Source organism: Ramlibacter sp. MMS24-I3-19 (assembly GCF_050320135.1).
GTDB lineage: Bacteria > Pseudomonadota > Gammaproteobacteria > Burkholderiales > Burkholderiaceae_C > Ramlibacter.
On sequence record NZ_CP190017.1, the window covers coordinates 1,154,446 to 1,172,216 of the forward strand.

15 protein-coding genes are annotated in these 17,771 nt (G+C 70.1%); 11 read left to right on the forward strand and 4 right to left on the reverse strand.

The genetic code is table 11. The features are described from left to right. Positions 1-29: 29 nt before the first annotated feature. The 3 genes from gatC to gatB are packed head-to-tail and all read left to right on the forward strand — an operon-like array spanning position 30 to position 3,234. Entirely contained in the window at positions 30-329 is a 300-nt protein-coding gene (gene gatC, locus ACPWT1_RS05730) for an Asp-tRNA(Asn)/Glu-tRNA(Gln) amidotransferase subunit GatC (RefSeq protein WP_427914431.1), read from the forward strand. Beyond that, positions 329-1,792, forward strand: coding sequence for an Asp-tRNA(Asn)/Glu-tRNA(Gln) amidotransferase subunit GatA (gene gatA, locus ACPWT1_RS05735; RefSeq protein WP_427914432.1), 1,464 nt, complete (start codon positions 329-331; stop codon positions 1,790-1,792). The genes gatC and gatA overlap by 1 nt, the downstream gene beginning before the upstream one ends. Continuing rightward, positions 1,789-3,234, forward strand: coding sequence for an Asp-tRNA(Asn)/Glu-tRNA(Gln) amidotransferase subunit GatB (gene gatB, locus ACPWT1_RS05740; RefSeq protein WP_427914433.1), 1,446 nt, complete (start codon positions 1,789-1,791; stop codon positions 3,232-3,234). Before gatA ends, gatB begins: the two co-directional genes overlap by 4 nt. An 8-nt stretch (positions 3,235-3,242) precedes the next feature. Here gatB and ACPWT1_RS05745 read toward each other — a convergent pair whose 3' ends face one another. After that, the gene (locus ACPWT1_RS05745; RefSeq protein ID WP_427914434.1) at positions 3,243-3,914 is read right to left on the reverse strand and encodes a DUF4124 domain-containing protein; all 672 of its coding nucleotides are present in this window, start codon (positions 3,912-3,914) and stop codon (positions 3,243-3,245) included. Positions 3,915-3,927: 13 nt separating this feature from the next. Next, positions 3,928-4,632 (reverse strand): orotate phosphoribosyltransferase, encoded by a 705-nt coding sequence (pyrE, locus tag ACPWT1_RS05750; protein WP_427914435.1) that lies wholly within the window; start codon positions 4,630-4,632, stop codon positions 3,928-3,930. On the opposite strand from pyrE, the gene ACPWT1_RS05755 reads away from it, so the two are divergent. The 6 genes from ACPWT1_RS05755 (at position 4,631) to ACPWT1_RS05780 (ending at position 13,467) form a co-directional block, all read left to right on the forward strand. After that, positions 4,631-5,434 carry an exodeoxyribonuclease III gene (locus ACPWT1_RS05755; RefSeq protein WP_427914436.1) on the forward strand — a complete coding sequence of 268 codons (804 nt, stop codon included), beginning with the start codon at positions 4,631-4,633 and terminating at the stop codon, positions 5,432-5,434. The two genes, pyrE and ACPWT1_RS05755, sit on opposite strands and share 2 nt — an antisense overlap. A 202-nt stretch (positions 5,435-5,636) precedes the next feature. Beyond that, positions 5,637-6,734: an SGNH/GDSL hydrolase family protein gene (locus ACPWT1_RS05760; protein ID WP_427914437.1), complete on the forward strand. Its 1,098-nt coding sequence runs from the start codon at positions 5,637-5,639 to the stop codon at positions 6,732-6,734. Between the two features lie 95 nt (positions 6,735-6,829). Beyond that, positions 6,830-7,468 (forward strand): hypothetical protein, encoded by a 639-nt coding sequence (locus ACPWT1_RS05765; RefSeq protein ID WP_427914438.1) that lies wholly within the window; start codon positions 6,830-6,832, stop codon positions 7,466-7,468. Positions 7,469-7,515: 47 nt separating this feature from the next. Beyond that, positions 7,516-9,924, forward strand: a complete 2,409-nt coding sequence (gene lnt / locus ACPWT1_RS05770) for an apolipoprotein N-acyltransferase (RefSeq protein ID WP_427914439.1) — start codon at positions 7,516-7,518, stop codon at positions 9,922-9,924. 75 nt (positions 9,925-9,999) lie between these two features. Further along, positions 10,000-12,039 (forward strand): M13 family metallopeptidase, encoded by a 2,040-nt coding sequence (locus tag ACPWT1_RS05775; protein ID WP_427914440.1) that lies wholly within the window; start codon positions 10,000-10,002, stop codon positions 12,037-12,039. Positions 12,040-12,111: 72 nt separating this feature from the next. Beyond that, positions 12,112-13,467, forward strand: a complete 1,356-nt coding sequence (locus ACPWT1_RS05780) for a chloride channel protein (RefSeq protein WP_427914441.1) — start codon at positions 12,112-12,114, stop codon at positions 13,465-13,467. A 2-nt stretch (positions 13,468-13,469) separates the two neighbouring features. On the opposite strand, the gene ACPWT1_RS05785 is transcribed toward ACPWT1_RS05780, so the two are convergent. Further along, entirely contained in the window at positions 13,470-14,696 is a 1,227-nt protein-coding gene (locus ACPWT1_RS05785) for an MFS transporter (RefSeq protein ID WP_427914442.1), read from the reverse strand. A 158-nt stretch (positions 14,697-14,854) separates the two neighbouring features. Here ACPWT1_RS05785 and ACPWT1_RS05790 point away from each other — a divergent pair, with 158 nt between their 5' ends. Together ACPWT1_RS05790 and ACPWT1_RS05795 are read left to right on the forward strand one after the other, a co-directional pair. Next, complete coding sequence (locus tag ACPWT1_RS05790) at positions 14,855-15,934, forward strand: 3-deoxy-7-phosphoheptulonate synthase (RefSeq protein ID WP_427914443.1); 1,080 nt, start codon at positions 14,855-14,857, stop codon at positions 15,932-15,934. A gap of 145 nt (positions 15,935-16,079) precedes the next feature. Then, positions 16,080-16,289 (forward strand): hypothetical protein, encoded by a 210-nt coding sequence (locus tag ACPWT1_RS05795; protein WP_427914444.1) that lies wholly within the window; start codon positions 16,080-16,082, stop codon positions 16,287-16,289. Positions 16,290-16,311: 22 nt separating this feature from the next. Here the strand turns inward: ACPWT1_RS05795 and ACPWT1_RS05800 are convergent, their stop codons facing one another. Beyond that, entirely contained in the window at positions 16,312-17,745 is a 1,434-nt protein-coding gene (locus ACPWT1_RS05800; RefSeq protein ID WP_427914445.1) for a DHA2 family efflux MFS transporter permease subunit, read from the reverse strand. Positions 17,746-17,771 lie beyond the last annotated feature (26 nt).

Below are 17,771 nucleotides of genomic sequence, written 5' to 3' on the forward strand. Positions count from 1 at the left end.
GCTTACACATCGTTTCGCCACCGCGCACCATGGCCCTGACCCCCGACGACGTCCGCCGCATCCAGCACCTGGCCCGACTCGAACTGCAGCCTCCCGAGAGCGAGCGCATGCTGACGCAGATCAACGGCTTCTTCTCGATCGTGGAGGCGATGCGGGCTGTGGATACCGCGGGGATCGAACCGCTCGCGCATCCGGTCGCTGCCTTCCAGGACGTCCAGTTGCGGCTGCGCGACGACGTGCCCAGCGAGCCCAATGCGCGGGAGGCCAACCAGCGCAGCGCGCCCGCTGTCGAAGGCGGGCTGTTCCTGGTGCCCAAGGTGATCGAGTGATGGCGGACCTGCACGACCTGTCGGTGGCCGACCTGGCGCGCCGGCTGAAGACGAAGGACGTCTCCGCTGTCGAGACCGCGCGGCACTTTCTGGCACGTGGCCGGGCGCAGTCGGCGTTGGGCGCCTACCTCGCGATGGACGAAGAAGTCACGCTCGCGCAGGCACGCGCGGCCGACGAGCGCATCTCGCGCGGCGATGCGGCGCCGCTCCTGGGCGTGCCGCTCGCGCACAAGGACATCTTCGTCACGAAGGACTTTCCGAGCACCGCCGGCTCGAAGATGCTGGAGGGCTATCGCTCGCCCTTCGATGCGACCGTCGTGCGCAAGCTGGCCGAGGCCGGCGCGGTGAGCCTGGGCAAGCTCAATTGCGACGAGTTCGCGATGGGCTCGTCCAACGAGAACTCCGCGTTCCATCCGGTGAAGAACCCCTGGGACCACTCGCGGATCCCCGGCGGTTCCTCGGGTGGCAGCGCTGCCGCCGTTGCTGCACGCCTGCTGCCCGTGGCCACCGGCACCGACACCGGCGGCTCGATCCGCCAGCCGGCTTCGTTCTGCGGCATCACCGGCATCAAGCCCACGTACGGCCGTGCATCGCGCTACGGGATGATCGCGTTCGCCTCCAGCCTCGACCAGGCCGGGCCGATGGCGCGCAGCGCCGAGGACTGCGCGCTGCTGCTGTCGGTGATGTGCGGCCCCGATCCCGATCGCGACTCGACCTCGCTGGACATGCCGGCCGAGGACTTCGGCCGCTCGCTCGATGCATCCATCGAAGGCCTGCGCATCGGCGTGCCGAAGGAGTTCTTCGGCGAGGGCCTGGCGCCCGACGTGCGCGCCGCCATCGACGCGGCGCTGAAGCAGTACGTGCAACTGGGCGCGAAGCTGGTCGACATCACGCTGCCGCGCACCGAGCTGTCGATCCCGGTCTACTACATCATCGCGCCGGCCGAAGCGTCGTCCAACCTCTCGCGCTTCGACGGCGTGAAGTTCGGCCACCGTGCGAAGCAGTACACCGACCTGGTCGACATGTACAAGAAGACGCGTGCCGAAGGCTTCGGCGACGAGGTCAAGCGCCGCATCATGATCGGCACCTACGTGCTCTCGCACGGCTACTACGACGCCTACTACCTGCAGGCGCAGAAGATCCGCCGCATGATCGCCGACGACTTCCGGCAGGCGTTCACGCAGTGCGACGTCATCGCGGGCCCTGCGGCGCCGACGGTGGCCTGGAAGCTGGGCGCCAAGAGCGATCCGGTGGCCAACTACCTGGCCGACATCTTCACGCTGCCCGGCTCGCTGGCCGGCCTGCCTGGCATGTGCCTGCCGTGCGGTTTCGGCGAGGGCGGCATGCCGGTGGGGCTTCAGTTGCTGGGCAACTACTTCCAGGAGGCGAAGCTGCTGAACGCGGCGCACCGGTTCCAGCAGGTGACGGATTTCCACCTGCGCAAGCCGGAGGGCCTGCAATGAGCAAGCTCGTTCACGGCTACGAAGTCGTCATCGGCTTCGAGACCCACACCCAGCTCGCGACGCGCTCCAAGATCTTCAGCCGTGCGCCCACCGCGTTCGGCGCCGAGCCCAACACGCAGGCCAGCGCTGTCGACCTGGCGCTGCCCGGCACGCTGCCCGTGATGAACAAGGCCGCAGTCGAGTGCGCCATCAAGCTGGGGCTCGCGGTCGGGACCACCATCGCGCCGCGCAGCATCTTCGCGCGCAAGAACTACTTCTATCCCGACCTTCCCAAGGGCTACCAGATCTCGCAGTACGAGATCCCGGTGGTGCAGGGCGGCGAGGTCGCCTTCTACCTGGGCGACGAGAAGAAGAGCGTTCGCCTCGTGCGTGCCCACCTCGAGGAGGACGCGGGCAAGTCGCTGCACGAGGATTTCGTCGGCCAGTCGGGCATCGACCTCAATCGCGCCGGCACGCCGTTGCTGGAGATCGTCACCGAACCCGACATGCGCTCCACCGAGGAAGCGGTGGCGTACGCGAAGGAGCTGCACAAGATCGTCACCTGGATCGGGATCTGCGACGGCAACATGCAGGAAGGCAGCTTCCGTTGCGACGCCAACGTGTCGGTGCGCAAGCCGGGTCAGCCTCTTGGCACGCGGCGCGAGATCAAGAACCTGAACAGCTTCAAGTTCATGCAGCAGGCGATCGACTTCGAGATCCGCTGGCAGATCGAGGAGCTGGAGGACGGCCGCGCGATCCAGCAGGCCACCGTGCTGTTCGACCCCGACACCGGCGAGACGCGCGCGATGCGCACCAAGGAAGACGCGGCCGACTACCGCTACTTCCCCGATCCCGACCTGCCGCCCCTGGTGGTGGCGCGCGAGTGGGTGGACCAGGTGAAGGCCGGGATGCCGGAGCTGCCGCGTGCGATGGCGGCGCGCTTCGTCGCCGACTACACCTTGCCCGAGTACGACGCGACCACGCTCACGCAGAGCCCCGCGATGGCCGCCTACTTCGAGGCAACGGCGAAGGCGAGTGGCCAGCCCAAGCTGGCCAGCAACTGGATCATGGGCGAGGTCTCGCGCCGCCTGAACGCGCAGGAGATCGGCATCGAGCAGGCGCCCGTGACCGCGGTGACGCTCGCGGCCCTCATCGGCCGCATCGCCGACGGCACGATCTCCAACAATGCCGCCCGGCAGGTGTTCGACACGCTGTGGAGCGGCGAGGGCCATGCGGTGGACGCCGTCATCGAGGCCAAGGGCCTCAAGCAGATGAGCGACACCGGCGAGCTCGATCGCATCCTCGACGAGATCCTTGCCGCCAACGCCGACAACGTGGCGCAGTTCAAGGCCGGCAAGGACAAGGCGTTCAACGCGCTGGTGGGCCAGGCGATGAAGGCCACCAAGGGCAAGGCCAATCCGGCTCAGGTGAACGAACTGCTGCGCAAGAAGCTGGCCGGCTGAGGCCGGCTTCAGCGCTTCGGGGTGGGCGTCTCGGGCCGCGCCACCGCGGGCGTCACGCCGGGCACGGGCGCCGCGTTCCACAGCACCTGCAGCCGCGCGAACTCCTCGTCGAAGCGGCTGCCGATGCGCTGGCGCTCGTCGCGCTGCGCCGCCAGCAGCCGCTGCTGCGCCGACGCGTTCTCGGCGTTCTCATCGAGCTGGCGCCGGAGCTGGTTGGCCTTCGCCACGTTCTTCGTGGTGGCCGATTGCTGCTCCAGGTCCTTGCGCTGCTGCGCCAGGTCGATCGCGCGCCGCTCGCCGGCGGCGATGGCGTCGTCCACGCGTGCCAGCGAGGACGCGCGCTCGCGCTGGTGGCTGGCCTCGTCGCGATAGCGGTTGAGCAGCACGCGGTCGCGGCGCCGGAGTTCGGCTTCGCGTTGCGCGGCGGCCTGTGCCTGGTGGATCTTCTCGTCCTCGATCGCCCGCTCCTGCGCGGTGTACGAGGGCGGCAGCCTGCCCTTGACGGTGCCGTTCTCGCCGTATTGCTTCTGCTCGCGATCCAGGCATTCCATGATCGGGCGGTCGGCGGTGAGGCGCCGGCCGTTGGCGTCCACGCAACTGTAGATGCGCGCCTGCGCGCCGGCCTGGCAGCACCAGGCGGCGACAAGCAGGCTCACCAGCAGGCGGGCGCGAATCCGCACGGGACGGTTCCCCTCAGGAAGCAGTGGAGGTGTTGTTCTCGTCGACGCCGTACATCTGGCGGTAAGCAAGCACCTTGCCGTGGTGCTGTCCGAGCTCGCCGCCGGCGTGCTTGCCCAGATACTGGAGCAGGTCGGCGAGGCGCGCAATCGCGCAGACCTGCAATCCGAGCTGGCGCTGGACATATTGCACGGCGCTGTGGTCCACGTCGCGACCGTCCTCGGTGGCCTTCTCCTGCCGGTCGAGGGCGATGGCCACCGCGTGCGGCGTGGCGCCGGCCGCGCGGATCAGGGCGATGGACTCGCGCGCCGCGGTGCCGGCCGACATCACGTCATCGACGATCAGCACGCGGCCGCGCACCGGCGCGCCCACCAGGTGGCCGCCTTCGCCATGGTCCTTGGCTTCCTTGCGGTTGTATGCATACGGCACGTTGCGTCCCATGCGCGCGAGCTCGATGGCGACCGCCGCCGCCAGCGGAATGCCCTTGTAAGCGGGGCCGAACAGCATGTCGAACTGGATGCCCGAAGCGAGGATGCGGCTTGCATAGAATTGCGCGAGCCGGCCGAGCTTGGCGCCGTCGTCGAACAGTCCTGCGTTGAAGAAGTAGGGCGAGAGGCGTCCCGCCTTGGTCCGGAACTCGCCGAAACGCAGCACGCCAGACTGCACCGCGAACTCCACGAACTCCTGCGCCAGGGCGTCCTGGCCGGTTGCTGCCACCATGGGAAATTCCTCGTTCAAACTCACCAGCCTCAACCTCAACGGCATCCGTTCGGCCGCCAGCAAGGGCGTGGAGGCATGGCTCGCCAAGGCGGCGCCTGATTGTATTTGCGTGCAGGAGGTCAAGGCGCAGGCCGACGACGTGCTCGGCCGCTTCGACCAGCTCGCCGGCCTCAAGGGCCACTTCCACTTCGCGCAGAAGAAGGGCTACTCGGGCGTGGCCGCCTACAGCCGCCACGAGCCGAGCGACGTGGTCACCGGCTACGGCTCGCACGAATTCGATGCCGAGGGCCGCTACGTCGAACTGCGCTTCGACACGCCGGCGCGCAAGTTCTCCGTCATCAGCGCCTACTTCCCAAGCGGCTCCTCGGGCGAGGAGCGCCAGCAGGCCAAGTTCCGCTTCCTCGCCGAGTTCGAGCCGCACCTGGTGCAGCTGAAGTCGCAGCGCGACTTCGTGCTGTGCGGCGACGTCAACATCGCGCACAAGGAGCAGGACCTGAAGAACTGGCGCGGCAACCGCAAGAACAGCGGCTTCCTGCCGGAGGAGCGCGCCTGGATGTCCAAGCTGCTCGACGAGCACCGGCTGGTCGACGTGTACCGCCACCTGCGCCCGGACACCACCGGCGAGAGCTACACGTGGTGGAGCAACCGCGGCCAGGCCTACATGAACAACGTGGGGTGGCGGCTGGACTACCACCTGGCCACCCCCGGCATCGCGGTGACCGCACGGGGCGAGCAGATCTACCGCGATGAACGCTTCAGCGACCACGCGCCGCTGACCGTCTCGTACGACTTCAGGTTGTGAATCCTGACAGGGTCGCAGGACCGCGTGCGTGCGGCCCGCGGTCCTGCCGCACTGCAATGCAGGGATTCCCCGCAATGGCGCTGCATCGGCCGCTGCTAGTCTCGCCCCGCCCCCTCCAGGCGCCGGGGAACTTCACGGCTTCAGGCGCTGTGTTCCATCCTTCTTCGAAAGGCCTGCAATGCACCTGAAAGCTCCCGTCCCCATGGCGACTGCTCGCGCGCGGTTGCTTGCCGCGATGCGCATCCTGGTCCCCGCGATGGCCCTGCTCGCGCTGGGTGGGCAGGCGGCGGCGAACACGCTGACGCAGAACGTCTCCTGGACCATCGATCGCGCCGGCACCACCACCAAGTACCGCGTGGTGGCCTACGGCGATTCGATCTATGCCGGCTACAACGGCTCCACCACCAGCGCAGCCAAGTACGCGGCACCGACCGTGGACGCGGAGTACCTCTCGGCCCTCTGGAACGCCGACATCGAAAGCGTGCGTCGCGCGAAGTCGGGCGCCGTCGCGTCCGACATCTACAACAACAAGATCGTGGCCGAGAAGTCGTACATGCAGGCCAGTTCGACCCGCGTGGTCACGTTCGAGATGTGCGGCAACGACGGCCTGCAGGCGCGCTCGGCCTTCAAGAGCCAGACCGGCACCTGCGACATCTCCGGGATGGATGCAGCCGTCAACAGCTGCAAGACCTACGTCGCGGCCGCGATGGACTTCATCAACGCCAACGCGTACGCGGGCACCAAGCTGAAGATCATCTCGAACCTGCACTACCCCGGCTATGCCGCCGACAACGTGCAGAGCACTTGCAAGGACGCCACCACCGGGCAGACGGTCAACCTGCAGCAGACCTTCCTGCCCAAGCTGGCGACGATGAACTACTGGATGTGCGAATACGCGCGCCAGAAGGGCTTCCAGTGCGCGGACAACTTCGCGCAGTACATGGGCGCCGACTACGACAGCAACGGCGACGGGCAGGTCGACTCGGACGGGCTGCGCTATGTCGCCGGCGAAAGCGAGGCGAGCTACGTCACCCGCATCACGTCCACGCTGCGCCCGACCATCCGCGACGCCAACACCCACTTCGTGTCATCGGGCAGCAGCTACGACTACATCCAGTCGGACGACACCCACCCCACCTACACCGGCGGCACGGTGAACGCGGGCCTCTTCGGCGGCACGACCGGCACGGGAGCGCCGCGCTACACCAGCTTCACCGGCGGCAAGAGCCCGATCTGGAACCAGTACGGCCATGAGCGCATGGGCTGGTCGGTCTCGACGCCCACCCCGTCCACGCCCTGACGACATCGCGGTCGTGCGCCATGCGCCATCCACGCCGACCTGAACCGCCGGCGGCCCCTCGGGCCGACGAGGGCGGCGCGTGGACGCCGTCGCCGATGTTGCTCGTGGTCGCGCTGGCGGTCGTGTCGGGCGGCGTCGCGGGATGGTGGCTCTCGCCCTCGCAGCCGCAGCCGGCTGCAGTGCCCATGGCCGCCACCGTCGCGACGGCATCGAACACCGTTGCCGTTGCGCCGGTCTCCGCCGCGCCTGCCCCTGGCCCGGTCGCGCGCTCTGCGCCCGCGGCCGTGCCGTCCGCGCCGAGCGCGCCGGCCGCTCCCGTTCGGCCCCAGCGCGATCCGGGTGGCGACCAGACGCCCGACCTCGCCGATTACCTGAACACCGGCGAGCATCCCCCGATGGCCGAAGTGATCGACCGGCTGCATGCGGCCGGCGTGCACACCGGCCTGGGCGCCTTCTCTCCGCCCGGCACCCGCCCGCCGCTGGTGGGGCTCGTGGTGCCGGAGGACTTCGTGCTGCCCGACGGGTATGTGCGGCACCACCAGGTCACCGATGACGGCGAGCGCATCGAGCCGATCCTGATGTTCGCGCCCGGCCGCCAGTTCGTGGATGCCGCCGGCCAGCCGATCGCGGTGCCGGCCGACCGCGTGGTCCCCCCGGAGCTGGCTCCGGCGGGCCTGCCGATCCGGCGCGTCACCATCCCCGCTCCGGCCGACCCGTCGCGAGTCCGCAGCTGAACTCGCGCCTTTCCGTCCTGCGGCTGCGCGACAGCAGGTGGCCTGGCGTGCTGGCCAGCGCGCTGCTGTGCTTCCTGTTCGCCCGCGGCGGCGCCGCGTGGATGCTCGGGTTCGTCGCCCTCGCTCCGTGGTTGCGGGCGCTGGACAAGGAGCCCACCCTCGGCGGCGCCCTGCGCGGCGCATGGGCAATGTCGGTCGCCTTCACCGCCGCGGCGTTCGGCTGGTTCGGCAGCGCGATCGGCAGCTACACGCAGCTCGGGACCGGCATCGGCATCACGGTTCTCCTGCTCGCCGCACCGCTGTTCCAGCCGCAGTTCCTGGCCTTCGCATTGGTGCGCCATGTCACCGGTCGCCGCCACGGTGCCGTGCTGCGCGCGTTCACTGCGACCGCGGCCTGGGTCGCGACCGAGTCGCTGGTCCCGAGGCTCCTTGGCGACACGCTGGGCTACGGGCTGTATCCGTCCCGCGTGCTGCGGCAGGCCGCCGACGTGGGCGGCACCGCGGGCCTCACCGTCATGCTGCTGCTGGCGAACGAAGCGGTGGCGGCTGCAATCGCGCGGCGCAGCGATGGCGGCCGGGCGGTGGCGAGGCCGCTTGCCTGCGCGTTGCTGGTTCCCCTGCTGCTGGCAGGGTACGGCCTTGTCGCGCTGTCGTCCGAGCCAGCCGGCGGCCAGCCACTGCGCGTGGGCATGGTGCAGTCGAACATTACCGACTACGAGCGGCTGCGGCGCGAGAAGGGCCCTGCGGCCGTCGTGCGCGAGGTACTCGACACGCACTACGCGATGTCGTACGACGCGGTCGAGCGGCAGCATGCCGACGCGGTGCTGTGGTCCGAGACCGTGTACCCCACGACCTTCGGCCATCCCAAGAGCGAGGCCGGCGCGGAACTCGATAGCGAGATCCTCGGCATCGTCGACGCGGCCCGGGTGCCGTTCGTGTTCGGCACCTACGACCGCGACGCCTCGGGCGAGTACAACGCCGCGGCCTTCGTCGCTCCCGGCAACGGCGTGCTCGGGATGTACCGCAAGACGAGGCTGTTCGCGCTCACCGAGTACGTGCCGCCCTGGCTCGACGGCTCCCTGCTTCGCCGCTGGCTGCCGTGGACCGGCAGCTGGCAACCGGGCACCGGCGCGCGGGTGTTTCCGCTGCGTCTCGCCGACGGTCGCGAGGTCCCGGTCCTGCCACTCGTCTGCCTCGACGACGTGGACACGGGGCTCGCGGTCGACGGCGCGCGACTCGGTGCCCAGGCCATCCTCACCCTCTCCAACGATGCGTGGTTCCCGGCGCATGGAGCGCAGCTGCACCAGGCCGCCGCGGCGTTCCGCAGCATCGAGACGCAGCTGCCGCAGTTCCGGGTCACCACCAACGGCTACAGCGCCGTGATCGACCCCACTGGCAACGTGATCGCCGGGACGCGCAGGGGCGAACGCACGCTGGTGGTCGGCGACGTTGCCGTGCGCGAGGCGCCACGCACGCTGATGGTCGCGTGGGGCGACTGGGTCGGCCGCGCGGCCGTGGCGTTCCTCGTGCTGCTGGCCCTCGTCGCTGCCGCGCGTCGATGGGCCGCGTACAACGACGCGCATTCATCGGCAGACGAAGCGGCGCCGGCGGTCCCTGTCCACATCGCCGTGCTGCCTCCGATCGCGCGCATCGCCGCCGGCCTGCTGCGTGTCCTTGCACGCGGCAGCCTGCTCTGGCTGGCCGCCGTCCTGGTCTCGGGCAGCGGACCGCTGCAGGGCAACACGTTCGCGCAACTGCGGGCCTTCACGACCTTCTTCCTCGTTCCCGAGGTCGCCGCGTGGTGCGTGCTGCGCGCCTTCATGGCGCGAGCGGCGATCGAACAAGGCGTGCTCGTGCTGCAGCGCGGGCAGCAGCGGCTGCGGCTCGCCCTCGGCGAGATCGTGGCCGTCGATGCGTGGCGCCTGCCGGTTCCGATGCCTGGCGTGTCGTTGCGACTGGCCTCGGGCCGCCACTGGCGCTACGGGCTGGCCATGGGCGATCCGTGGAGCTTCTCGCGTGCCGTGTTGGGATCGCGCGCGGCGTCGACTTCCGTCGCGCCGTCGCGTGCCACTGCCTATGCGCACGCGCGGTCGGCGGTGCGTCCGGGCCGATGGCAGCACCCGCTGGCCAGGTTCGTCCTGCTGCCGCTGCTGCTGGCCATCCCGGCGTTCCGGCTGCACCAGCACATCGCCTTCGGCAGTGCGTTCGGCGAGTACTACACCTTCGGGCTGGTGGCGTACCTCCGTGCATTCGCGCTCTGGTGGGCGTCGTGGGCCATCGGCACCGTGCTGTGCGCCGCGGTGCTGCGCGCCGTCATCGAGGCGGGGACCCTGGCCGCAGTCCTGCTGCGACCCCGCAGCGCCACAGACGTCCGGCGCTGGCTCGAACGCTTCGGCGTCGTCGCGCTATACGCGGGCCTGCCGTCCTGGCTGCTGCTGCGGCTGCTCGCTGCGTGAGCGGCGCCGCCCGAATCCTGCCCGCGCGATGCCGCCACGCGGCTACCATTCGCGCCTCACGACGAGGAGACCCTGGTGCTTCGAACCGTTCTGACTGCAATCGCCCTCTGCGCCGCGTGCGCACCCGTCCTGGCGGACGACGCCGCTCCGGCCGCCGGCAAGCGCTCCGGCCTGGAGGCCCAGGACCGCGATCCCGCAGTGCGTGCACAGGACGACTTCTTCCGGCACGCCAACGGCGGTTGGCTGGCCACGCATGCCATCCCGGACGACAAGAGCGGCTGGGGCGTGTTCAACATCGTCGACGAGGCCACGCGGGCCAGGGTGCGCGGGATCGTGCAGGCCACGGCGGCGTCGCATCCCGCGGCCGGCTCCGAGGCGCAGAAGATCGCCGACCTGTACGCCAGCTACATGGACGAAGCGCACATCGAGGCGCTGGGCCTGAAGCCGCTGGCCGCCGAGATGGACCGCGTGAACGCGCTGGCTGACAAGGGCGGCGTGCCGGCGCTCATCGCGCGCTGGCAGCAGCTGTCGGTGTCGGTGCCGTTCCACGTCGAGGTGCACCAGGACGCGAAGGACGCAACGCAGTACGTGGTCGACCTGCAGCAGGGCGGCCTGGGGCTGCCCGATCGCGACTACTACCTGAAGGACGACGACCAGCGTCTCGTCGACATCCGCGCCAGGTACCTGGCGCACGTGCAGGCCATGCTGGCCCAGGCGGGCGATGCGGACGCGGCGCGGTCGGCGCGCGAGGTCCTCGCGCTGGAGACGGCGCTGGCGCGCGTGCAGTGGACCAAGGTCGAGAACCGCGATCCGGTGAAGACCTACAACCGGCTGCCGTTGCGTGAACTCGCCACCCTCACGCCCGGCTTCGACTGGCAGGCGTGGATGGCGGCGCACGGCATCGCGGGCAAGGCCGATGCGCTGGTGGTCAGCCAGCCCAGCTACCTGGCGGGCTTCGCGAAGCTGCTGCAGGACACGCCGCTGGCCACCTGGAAGACGTACTTCCGCTGGCACCTGCTCAGCGATCACGCGGCGCTGTTGCGGAAGGCGTTCGCGGACGAGCGCTTCGCCTTCTATTCGACCGTGCTGCGCGGCGTGCCCAAGCAGGAGCCGCGGGACACGCGCGGCATCCGCCTGGTGGAACGCAACCTGGGCGAAGCCGTGGGCAAGCTCTATGTGGCGCAGTACTTCCCGCCCGAGCAGAAGGCGCGCGTCGATCGCCTGGTGGCCAACATGCTGGCCGCGTTCCGCGAGGGCATCGACACGCTCGACTGGATGGATGCGCAGACCAAGGAGCAGGCCCGCCTGAAGCTCTCGACCTTCTATCCGAAGATCGGCTATCCCAAGGTGTGGCGCGACTACTCGGCCCTGTCCATCGCGCCAGGCGACCTGGTGGGCAACATGATGCGGGTGAACACCTTCGAGTCGCAGCGCAACATGCGCAAGCTCGGGCGCCCGGTGGACCGCGAGGAATGGTTCATGGCGCCGCACCAGATCAACGCCTACTACAACCCCGAGCTCAACGAGATCGTGTTCCCGGCGGCGATCCTGCAGCCGCCGTTCTTCGATCCGGTCGCGGACGACGCGGTGAACTACGGCGCCATCGGCTCGGTCATCGGCCACGAGATCAGCCACGGCTTCGACGACCAGGGCAGCCAATACGACGAGAAGGGGAACCTGCGCAACTGGTGGAGCGCGCGCGACCACCAGCAGTTCCGCACGCGGGCCGCGCAACTGGCGAAGCAGTACGACGCCTACAGCCCGGTGGCCGGCTACTTCATCAACGGCAAGCTCACGCTGGGCGAGAACATCGCCGACAACTCGGGCCTCGCTGTCGCGTACCGCGCGTGGCAGATCTCGCTGGGCGGCAAGCCCGCACAGGTCATCGACGGCCTCACCGGCGAGCAGCGCTTCTTCCTGGGCTTCGCGCAGTCCTGGCGCGGCAAGATGCGCGACCAGGCCACCATCGTGCAGATCAAGGCCGACCCGCATTCGCCGAACGAATTCCGCGTCAACGGCAGCGTGCGCAACCAGGACGCGTTCTACCGCGTGTTCGGCGTGAAGCCCGGCGACAAGCTGTACCTGCCACCGGAGCAGCGCGTGCGGCTGTGGTAGTCCACGGCGCCTGAGCGAAAGGCGGCCCCTGGCCGCAGGGGGATGCATTCGGACAAATACAATGGAGGTCCGATGCATCCATCCCATGACCCGCACGGCCAGCCGGATGTGCTGCACGCGATCCGGCACGACCTGGGCAACATCCGCCAGTGGATGGCCCGCGCGATCGTGCTGGCCTACGCGGCCCTGGCCGGCGCCAGCGTGGTCGCCTTCACCTGGCTGTGCGAACGCACCCTCGACGGCTTCAATCGCCTGTACGCCTGGCATGCATGGTTCCCCTTCGTGTGGACGCCGCTCGTGTGCGCCGCGATCGCCTGGGTCACGATCCGTTTCGTACCCGGCGCGTCGGGATCGGGCATTCCGCAGGTCATGGCCTCGCTGCACGCCTCCGTCAGCGACACGGAGCGGCGCCGCCTCGTGTCGCTGCGGCTGGCACTGGCCAAGACCTGGCTGACGGCGGGCGGCCTGCTGGGCGGGCTGGCCATCGGCCGCGAAGGACCTTCGGTGCAGATCGCGGCCGGCGTGATGCAGCACGCCAGGCGCTGGTTGCCGGCCGGCGCCTCGATCAGCGAGCATGGACTGCTGGTCGCCGGGGGTGCCGCCGGCATCGCCGCGGCGTTCAATGCGCCGCTGGCCGGCGTGATGTTCGCCATCGAGGAACTCACCCGCAAGATCGAGCAGCGCAGCAGCGGCCTGGTGGTGGCCGCCATCATCCTGGCCGGCCTGATCGCGGTGTCGGCGTTCGGCAATGCGACGTACTTCGGCGTGATCCATGTCCCCGAGCTCCGGCCCGCCTTCCTCTTTCCGGCCTTGCTGGTGGTGCTGGGCAGCGGCCTGCTCGGCGGCTTCTTTTCGCGCCTGCTGCATGCCTCCCTAGTGGGTCGCGGCGACCGCTTCTCCCGCTGGCGCGCCGCGCATCCCGTGCGGTTCGCGGCCGGCTGCGGACTGGCGATCGCCGTCATCGGCTGGGCCAGCGGCGGTTCCACCTTCGGCAGCGGCTACCAGTCCACCCGCCACCTGCTGGAGGGCCACACCGACCTGCCGCTGCTCTACGTCACGCTGCGGGTCGGCGCCACCTGGCTGGCCACCTGGTCGGGCGTGCCCGGCGGGCTGTTCGCGCCGTCGCTGGCCATCGGCGCGGACCTGGGCAACGACGTCGCGGTGCTCACCGGCTGGCAGGCCGCATCGCCGGCGTTGATCGCGCTGGGCATGGCAGGCTTCCTCGCGGCCGTGACGCAGGCGCCGATCACCGCGTTCATCATCGTGATGGAGATGGTCGACGGGCACGCGATGGTGCTGAGCTTGATGGCGGCCGCGCTGGGGGCGAGCCTCATCGCCCGCTGGCTGGCGCGACCGCTGTACGGGGCGCTGGCCGCTGCGCAGCTGGCCCGGCTCGCGGCCGCGCGGCAGCCGCCCGCGCCGCACTAGGTTCAGGACGCCCTCATCGCAGGCGTGAAGCGACCGGCTCCCGTGCGCGGGAAAGCGAACGCGATCGCCACGGCGCCCAGTCCCACGGCCAGCGAGCCGACGTACATCCAGGCGTAGCTGCCGGAGCGGTCGTACAACCATCCGCCCAGCACGGGCCCCAGTGCCATGCCGAGGCTGGACACCATCGAGGCAGCGCCCAGCACGGTGCCCAGGATGCGGTCGCCGAAGTACTCGCGCGCCAGCACCGCGTAGAGCGGCATCACGCCGCCGTAGGCGAGCCCGAACACCACCGCGACGGCATAGAACCCGGTGAGCCGGTTCACCAGCATGTAGCTGCCGGCGGCCAGTGCCTGCAGCAGCAGCCCGGCCACCAGCACGGGCTTGACGCCCAGCCGGTCCGCGGCCACGCCGAACACCACGCGGCCACCGAGACCCGCCACGCCTTCCATGCTGTAGATGGTGACCGCGGCGAAGGTCGGCAGCCCGCAGCCGATCGCATAGCTCACCGTGTGGAAGATCGGCCCCGAATGCGCGGCGCAGCAGGCGAAGAACGTCGCCGCCAGCACGACGAAGGGCCGCGAGCGCAGCGCCTTGCCGATCGACGAAGGCACGGCCTCGCCGCCCGGCGTGACGGGCTGTGCCCCTTGCGCCGTGATGCGGGCCGGCACCAGCCACACGGCCGGCAGCAGCACTGCCCACGCGCCGAGTCCGATGACGAGCTGCGCCGTGCGCCAACCGTAGTCGGTCAGCAGCCATGCGGCCAGCGGCGACATGGTGAGCGGCGCGACGCCGACGCCCGCGGTGACCAGCGACACGGCGAGGCTGCGATGCCGGTCGAACGATGCGGCCGTGGCCGAGATCAGCGGCGCGAAGTAGCTGCCGGCCGCGAGGCCCATCATCACGCCGTACAGCAGCTGGAACTCGAGCAGGCTGGTCGCGCGGCTGGCCAGCACGTTGGAGAGCCCCAGCAGCACGGTGCCGGCCAGCACCACGAGGCGCGGCCCGAAGCGGTCGCTGAGTGCGCCCCAGCCGAACCCGCCGACGCCCATGCTGAGGAAGGCCAGCGTCATCGCCGTCGAGATGCCCGCCCGCGACCAGCCGGTGTCCTTGCCCATCGGGTCGAGGAACACGGCGAGCGAGAACACCACCCCGATCGCCACGCAGGTCATGAGCGCGCCGACGGCGACGAGGGTCCAGCCGCGGTGCGGCGAAGCGGAAGGAACAGTCATCGATGCTCTCCAGGCGGGGCCATGCAGCCACGACGATCGACGAGGGGCGTTCTCGACATGCCTGGGGACATCCCGGGGTGGCGCGTGGCGCAGGCTGCCGTTCTGCTCCAGCCGCGCCGACGGCGACAATGTGCGCCCGCCGACACCTCCCACCTGCCATGAACCCCGTCCAGGAAGAACGCGAGCGCGCCACGTCGCTCGACGACGTGCGCATCCGTCGCGTGCGCCCGCTGATCTCGCCCGCCCTGCTGCAGGACGAGCTGCCCGCCGATGCTGGCGTGGAGCGCGCCGTGGCCGAGGACCGCAAGGCGATCGCGCGGATCGTGCAGGGCGAGGACCGGCGGCTGCTTGCCATCGTCGGCCCCTGCTCGATCCACGATGCCGCGCAGGCCATGGAATACGCGCAGCGCCTGCGCAAGCTGGCCGACGACGTGGGCAGCGAGTTGCTGCTGGTGATGCGCGTGTACTTCGAGAAGCCGCGCACCACCGTCGGCTGGAAGGGCTTCATCAACGACCCGCACCTGGACGGCAGCTTCCGCATCAACGAAGGCCTGCGGCTGGCGCGCCGGCTGCTGCTGGACATCAACAAGCTGGGGCTGCCGGTCGCCACCGAGTTCCTGGACCTGCTGTCGCCGCAGTACATCTCGGACCTCATCGCGTGGGGCGCGATCGGCGCGCGCACCACCGAGAGCCCGAGCCATCGGCAGCTGGCTTCGGGCCTGAGCTGCCCGCTCGGCTTCAAGAACGGCACCGACGGCGGCGTGCAGATCGCGGCCGACGCGCTGGTGGCCGCGCGCGCACCGCATGCGTTCATGGGCATGACCAAGATGGGCCAGGTGGCGATCTTCGAGACCGAGGGCAACCAGGACACCCACGTCATCCTGCGCGGCGGCACGCGCGGCCCGAACTACGACGCCGGGCACGTGGCGCAGGCCTGCGCGGTGCTGGCCAAGGCCGGCGTGAACCAGCGGCTGATGGTCGACTGCTCGCACGCCAACTCGATGAAGGATCCGCAGCGCCAGATCCCGGTGGCGCGCGACATCGCGGCGCAGATCGCGGGCGGCGAGCGCCGCATCGTCGGCGTGATGGTCGAGAGCCACCTGCACGCGGGCCGGCAGGACCTCAAGCCCGGCGTGCCGCTGCAGCACGGCGTGTCGATCACCGATGGCTGCATCGGCTGGGACGACACGGTCACCGTGGTCCGCGAGCTGGCGGACGCAGTGCGCCGCGGCCGCTGAGCGCCGCCAGCGAGCCGTCCAGCCCCCTTCTGTTGTCAGCGGCCCTCACCGCGGTCAGGCGGACGTCCGATGCGTGGCGGATGCACTTGCCTCGTCCTGCCGCCCTCGCTGACATTGGCGCGACCAACAAGACTGGGATGGGGATATGACGGGACGATTCGAGCTGTTGATCGCGGTCGCCGCGGCCGCCGTCGTTGTATGGGGTCTCGCGAAGCTGTTCGGCCGCAGGCGCCCGGAGGCGAGTCCTGCCACCAGGATCGATCCCGACGGTCCCGCAACCTGGATGGAAGCTGACGGTCCGGCCACGCGAATCGATCCGGTGGCGGCCAGCGACTTCGGCGCGCCCCGCTCCTGACCGATGGAAGTGCCGGGCGTGTTCAGTGGCCCGGCCCGCCGGCCGACAGCGCCGGCTGCAACGGCCGTCCTTCGCGCATCCACCACGCACCGAGCCCGCCCGCGATGACCGCGAACGCGGCGCCCGCTGCGAATGCGAGCCCGTAGCCGCCATTGAGCGCGAACGCCGGCGCGGCGCCCGCCGCCTGGAGCGATGCGGTGCGTGCAGCGGCAGCGCTGGCCAGCACCGCGAGCCCGAGTGCGCCGCCCATCATGAAGGCGGTGTTGACCACGCCCGAGGCCAGCCCGGAGTCCTCCGGCCCGACATCGTTCATCGCGGCCAGCAGCAGCGGGTTGAACGCGATGCCCGCGCCGATGCCCAGCAGCACCATGCCGGGAAACACGTCGACCCAGAACGTCCCGCCGACGGGCGCCCGCGCGAACAGCGCGAGGCCCACCGCGGCCAGCAGCAAGCCGCCCGCGAGTGGACCGCGGATGCCGAAGCGCATCACGATGCGTGCCGACAGGCCGAGCGACAGCACGGCCATCACGAGGTTGCCCGGCAGGAACGCCAGGCCCACCTGCATCGGCGTGTACCCCAGCACCAGCTGCATGTAGAGCGCCGACATGAAGAACCACGCGAACATCGCCGCGGCCCACAGCACGCCGGCGACGTTGGCGGTGGCCAGGTTGCGGTGGCGGAACAGGCCCAGCGGCACCAGCGGCGAAGCGACACGCGCCTCGATGACCAGGAACACCGCCATCAGCACCGCGGCGCCTGCGAGCAGGCCCAGGGTGCGCGCGGAAGTCCAGCCGGCCTCGTTGCCGTTGACGATGGCGTAGACCGCCAGCAGCAGCGAGGCGGTGACCGTGACGGCGCCGGCCCAGTCCAGTTTCTGTTCGGCCTGCGCGCTGCCCGCGGGCACCAGCGCGCGGCACAGCACCGCGACGACGACGCCGATCGGCAGGTTCACGAGGAAGATCCAGTGCCAGCTCAGGGTGCTGGTGAGCAGCCCGCCGAGCAGCACGCCGACGCTGCCGCCGCCGGCGCACACGAAGCCGTACACGCCCATCGCGCGCGCCCGCTCCTGCGGCTCGGTGAAGAGATTCATGATGAGCGACAGCGCCACGGCCGACACCACCGCGCCGCCGAGGCCCTGCACCGCCCGCGCGGTGACCAGCAGGCCCTGCGTCGTGGCCACGCCGCAGGCGAGCGAGGCGACCGTGAACACTGCCAGCCCGATGAGGAACAGCCGCCGGTGCCCGTAGAGATCGCCCAGCCGGCCGCCCAGCAGCAGGAAGCCGCCGAAGGTGAGCATGTAGGCATTCACCACCCACACCAGCGAGGTCTCGGTGAAGGCGAGGTCGGTGCGGATGGAGGGCAGCGCGACGTTCACGATGGTCGTGTCCAGCACGATCATCAGCACGCCCAGGCACAGCACCACGAGGGCCCACCAGCGGTTGTGGGAAGCAGGCATGTCGGTCCTTTCAGGAGAGGTTGCCT

What these genes read in the sequence shown, in the direction of transcription:
- gatC (WP_427914431.1), top strand. Translation starts at nt 30, where the DNA reads ATGGCCCTGACCCCCGACGACGTCCGCCGCATCCAGCACCTGGCCCGA.
- gatA (WP_427914432.1), top strand. Translation starts at nt 329, where the DNA reads ATGGCGGACCTGCACGACCTGTCGGTGGCCGACCTGGCGCGCCGGCTG.
- gatB (WP_427914433.1), top strand. Translation starts at nt 1,789, where the DNA reads ATGAGCAAGCTCGTTCACGGCTACGAAGTCGTCATCGGCTTCGAGACC.
- ACPWT1_RS05755 (WP_427914436.1), top strand. Translation starts at nt 4,631, where the DNA reads ATGGGAAATTCCTCGTTCAAACTCACCAGCCTCAACCTCAACGGCATC.
- pyrE (WP_427914435.1), bottom strand. Translation starts at nt 4,632, where the DNA reads ATGGTGGCAGCAACCGGCCAGGACGCCCTGGCGCAGGAGTTCGTGGAG.
- ACPWT1_RS05760 (WP_427914437.1), top strand. Translation starts at nt 5,637, where the DNA reads ATGGCGACTGCTCGCGCGCGGTTGCTTGCCGCGATGCGCATCCTGGTC.
- ACPWT1_RS05765 (WP_427914438.1), top strand. Translation starts at nt 6,830, where the DNA reads ATGTTGCTCGTGGTCGCGCTGGCGGTCGTGTCGGGCGGCGTCGCGGGA.
- ACPWT1_RS05780 (WP_427914441.1), top strand. Translation starts at nt 12,112, where the DNA reads ATGCATCCATCCCATGACCCGCACGGCCAGCCGGATGTGCTGCACGCG.
- ACPWT1_RS05785 (WP_427914442.1), bottom strand. Translation starts at nt 14,696, where the DNA reads ATGACTGTTCCTTCCGCTTCGCCGCACCGCGGCTGGACCCTCGTCGCC.
- ACPWT1_RS05790 (WP_427914443.1), top strand. Translation starts at nt 14,855, where the DNA reads ATGAACCCCGTCCAGGAAGAACGCGAGCGCGCCACGTCGCTCGACGAC.
- ACPWT1_RS05795 (WP_427914444.1), top strand. Translation starts at nt 16,080, where the DNA reads ATGACGGGACGATTCGAGCTGTTGATCGCGGTCGCCGCGGCCGCCGTC.
- ACPWT1_RS05800 (WP_427914445.1), bottom strand. Translation starts at nt 17,745, where the DNA reads ATGCCTGCTTCCCACAACCGCTGGTGGGCCCTCGTGGTGCTGTGCCTG.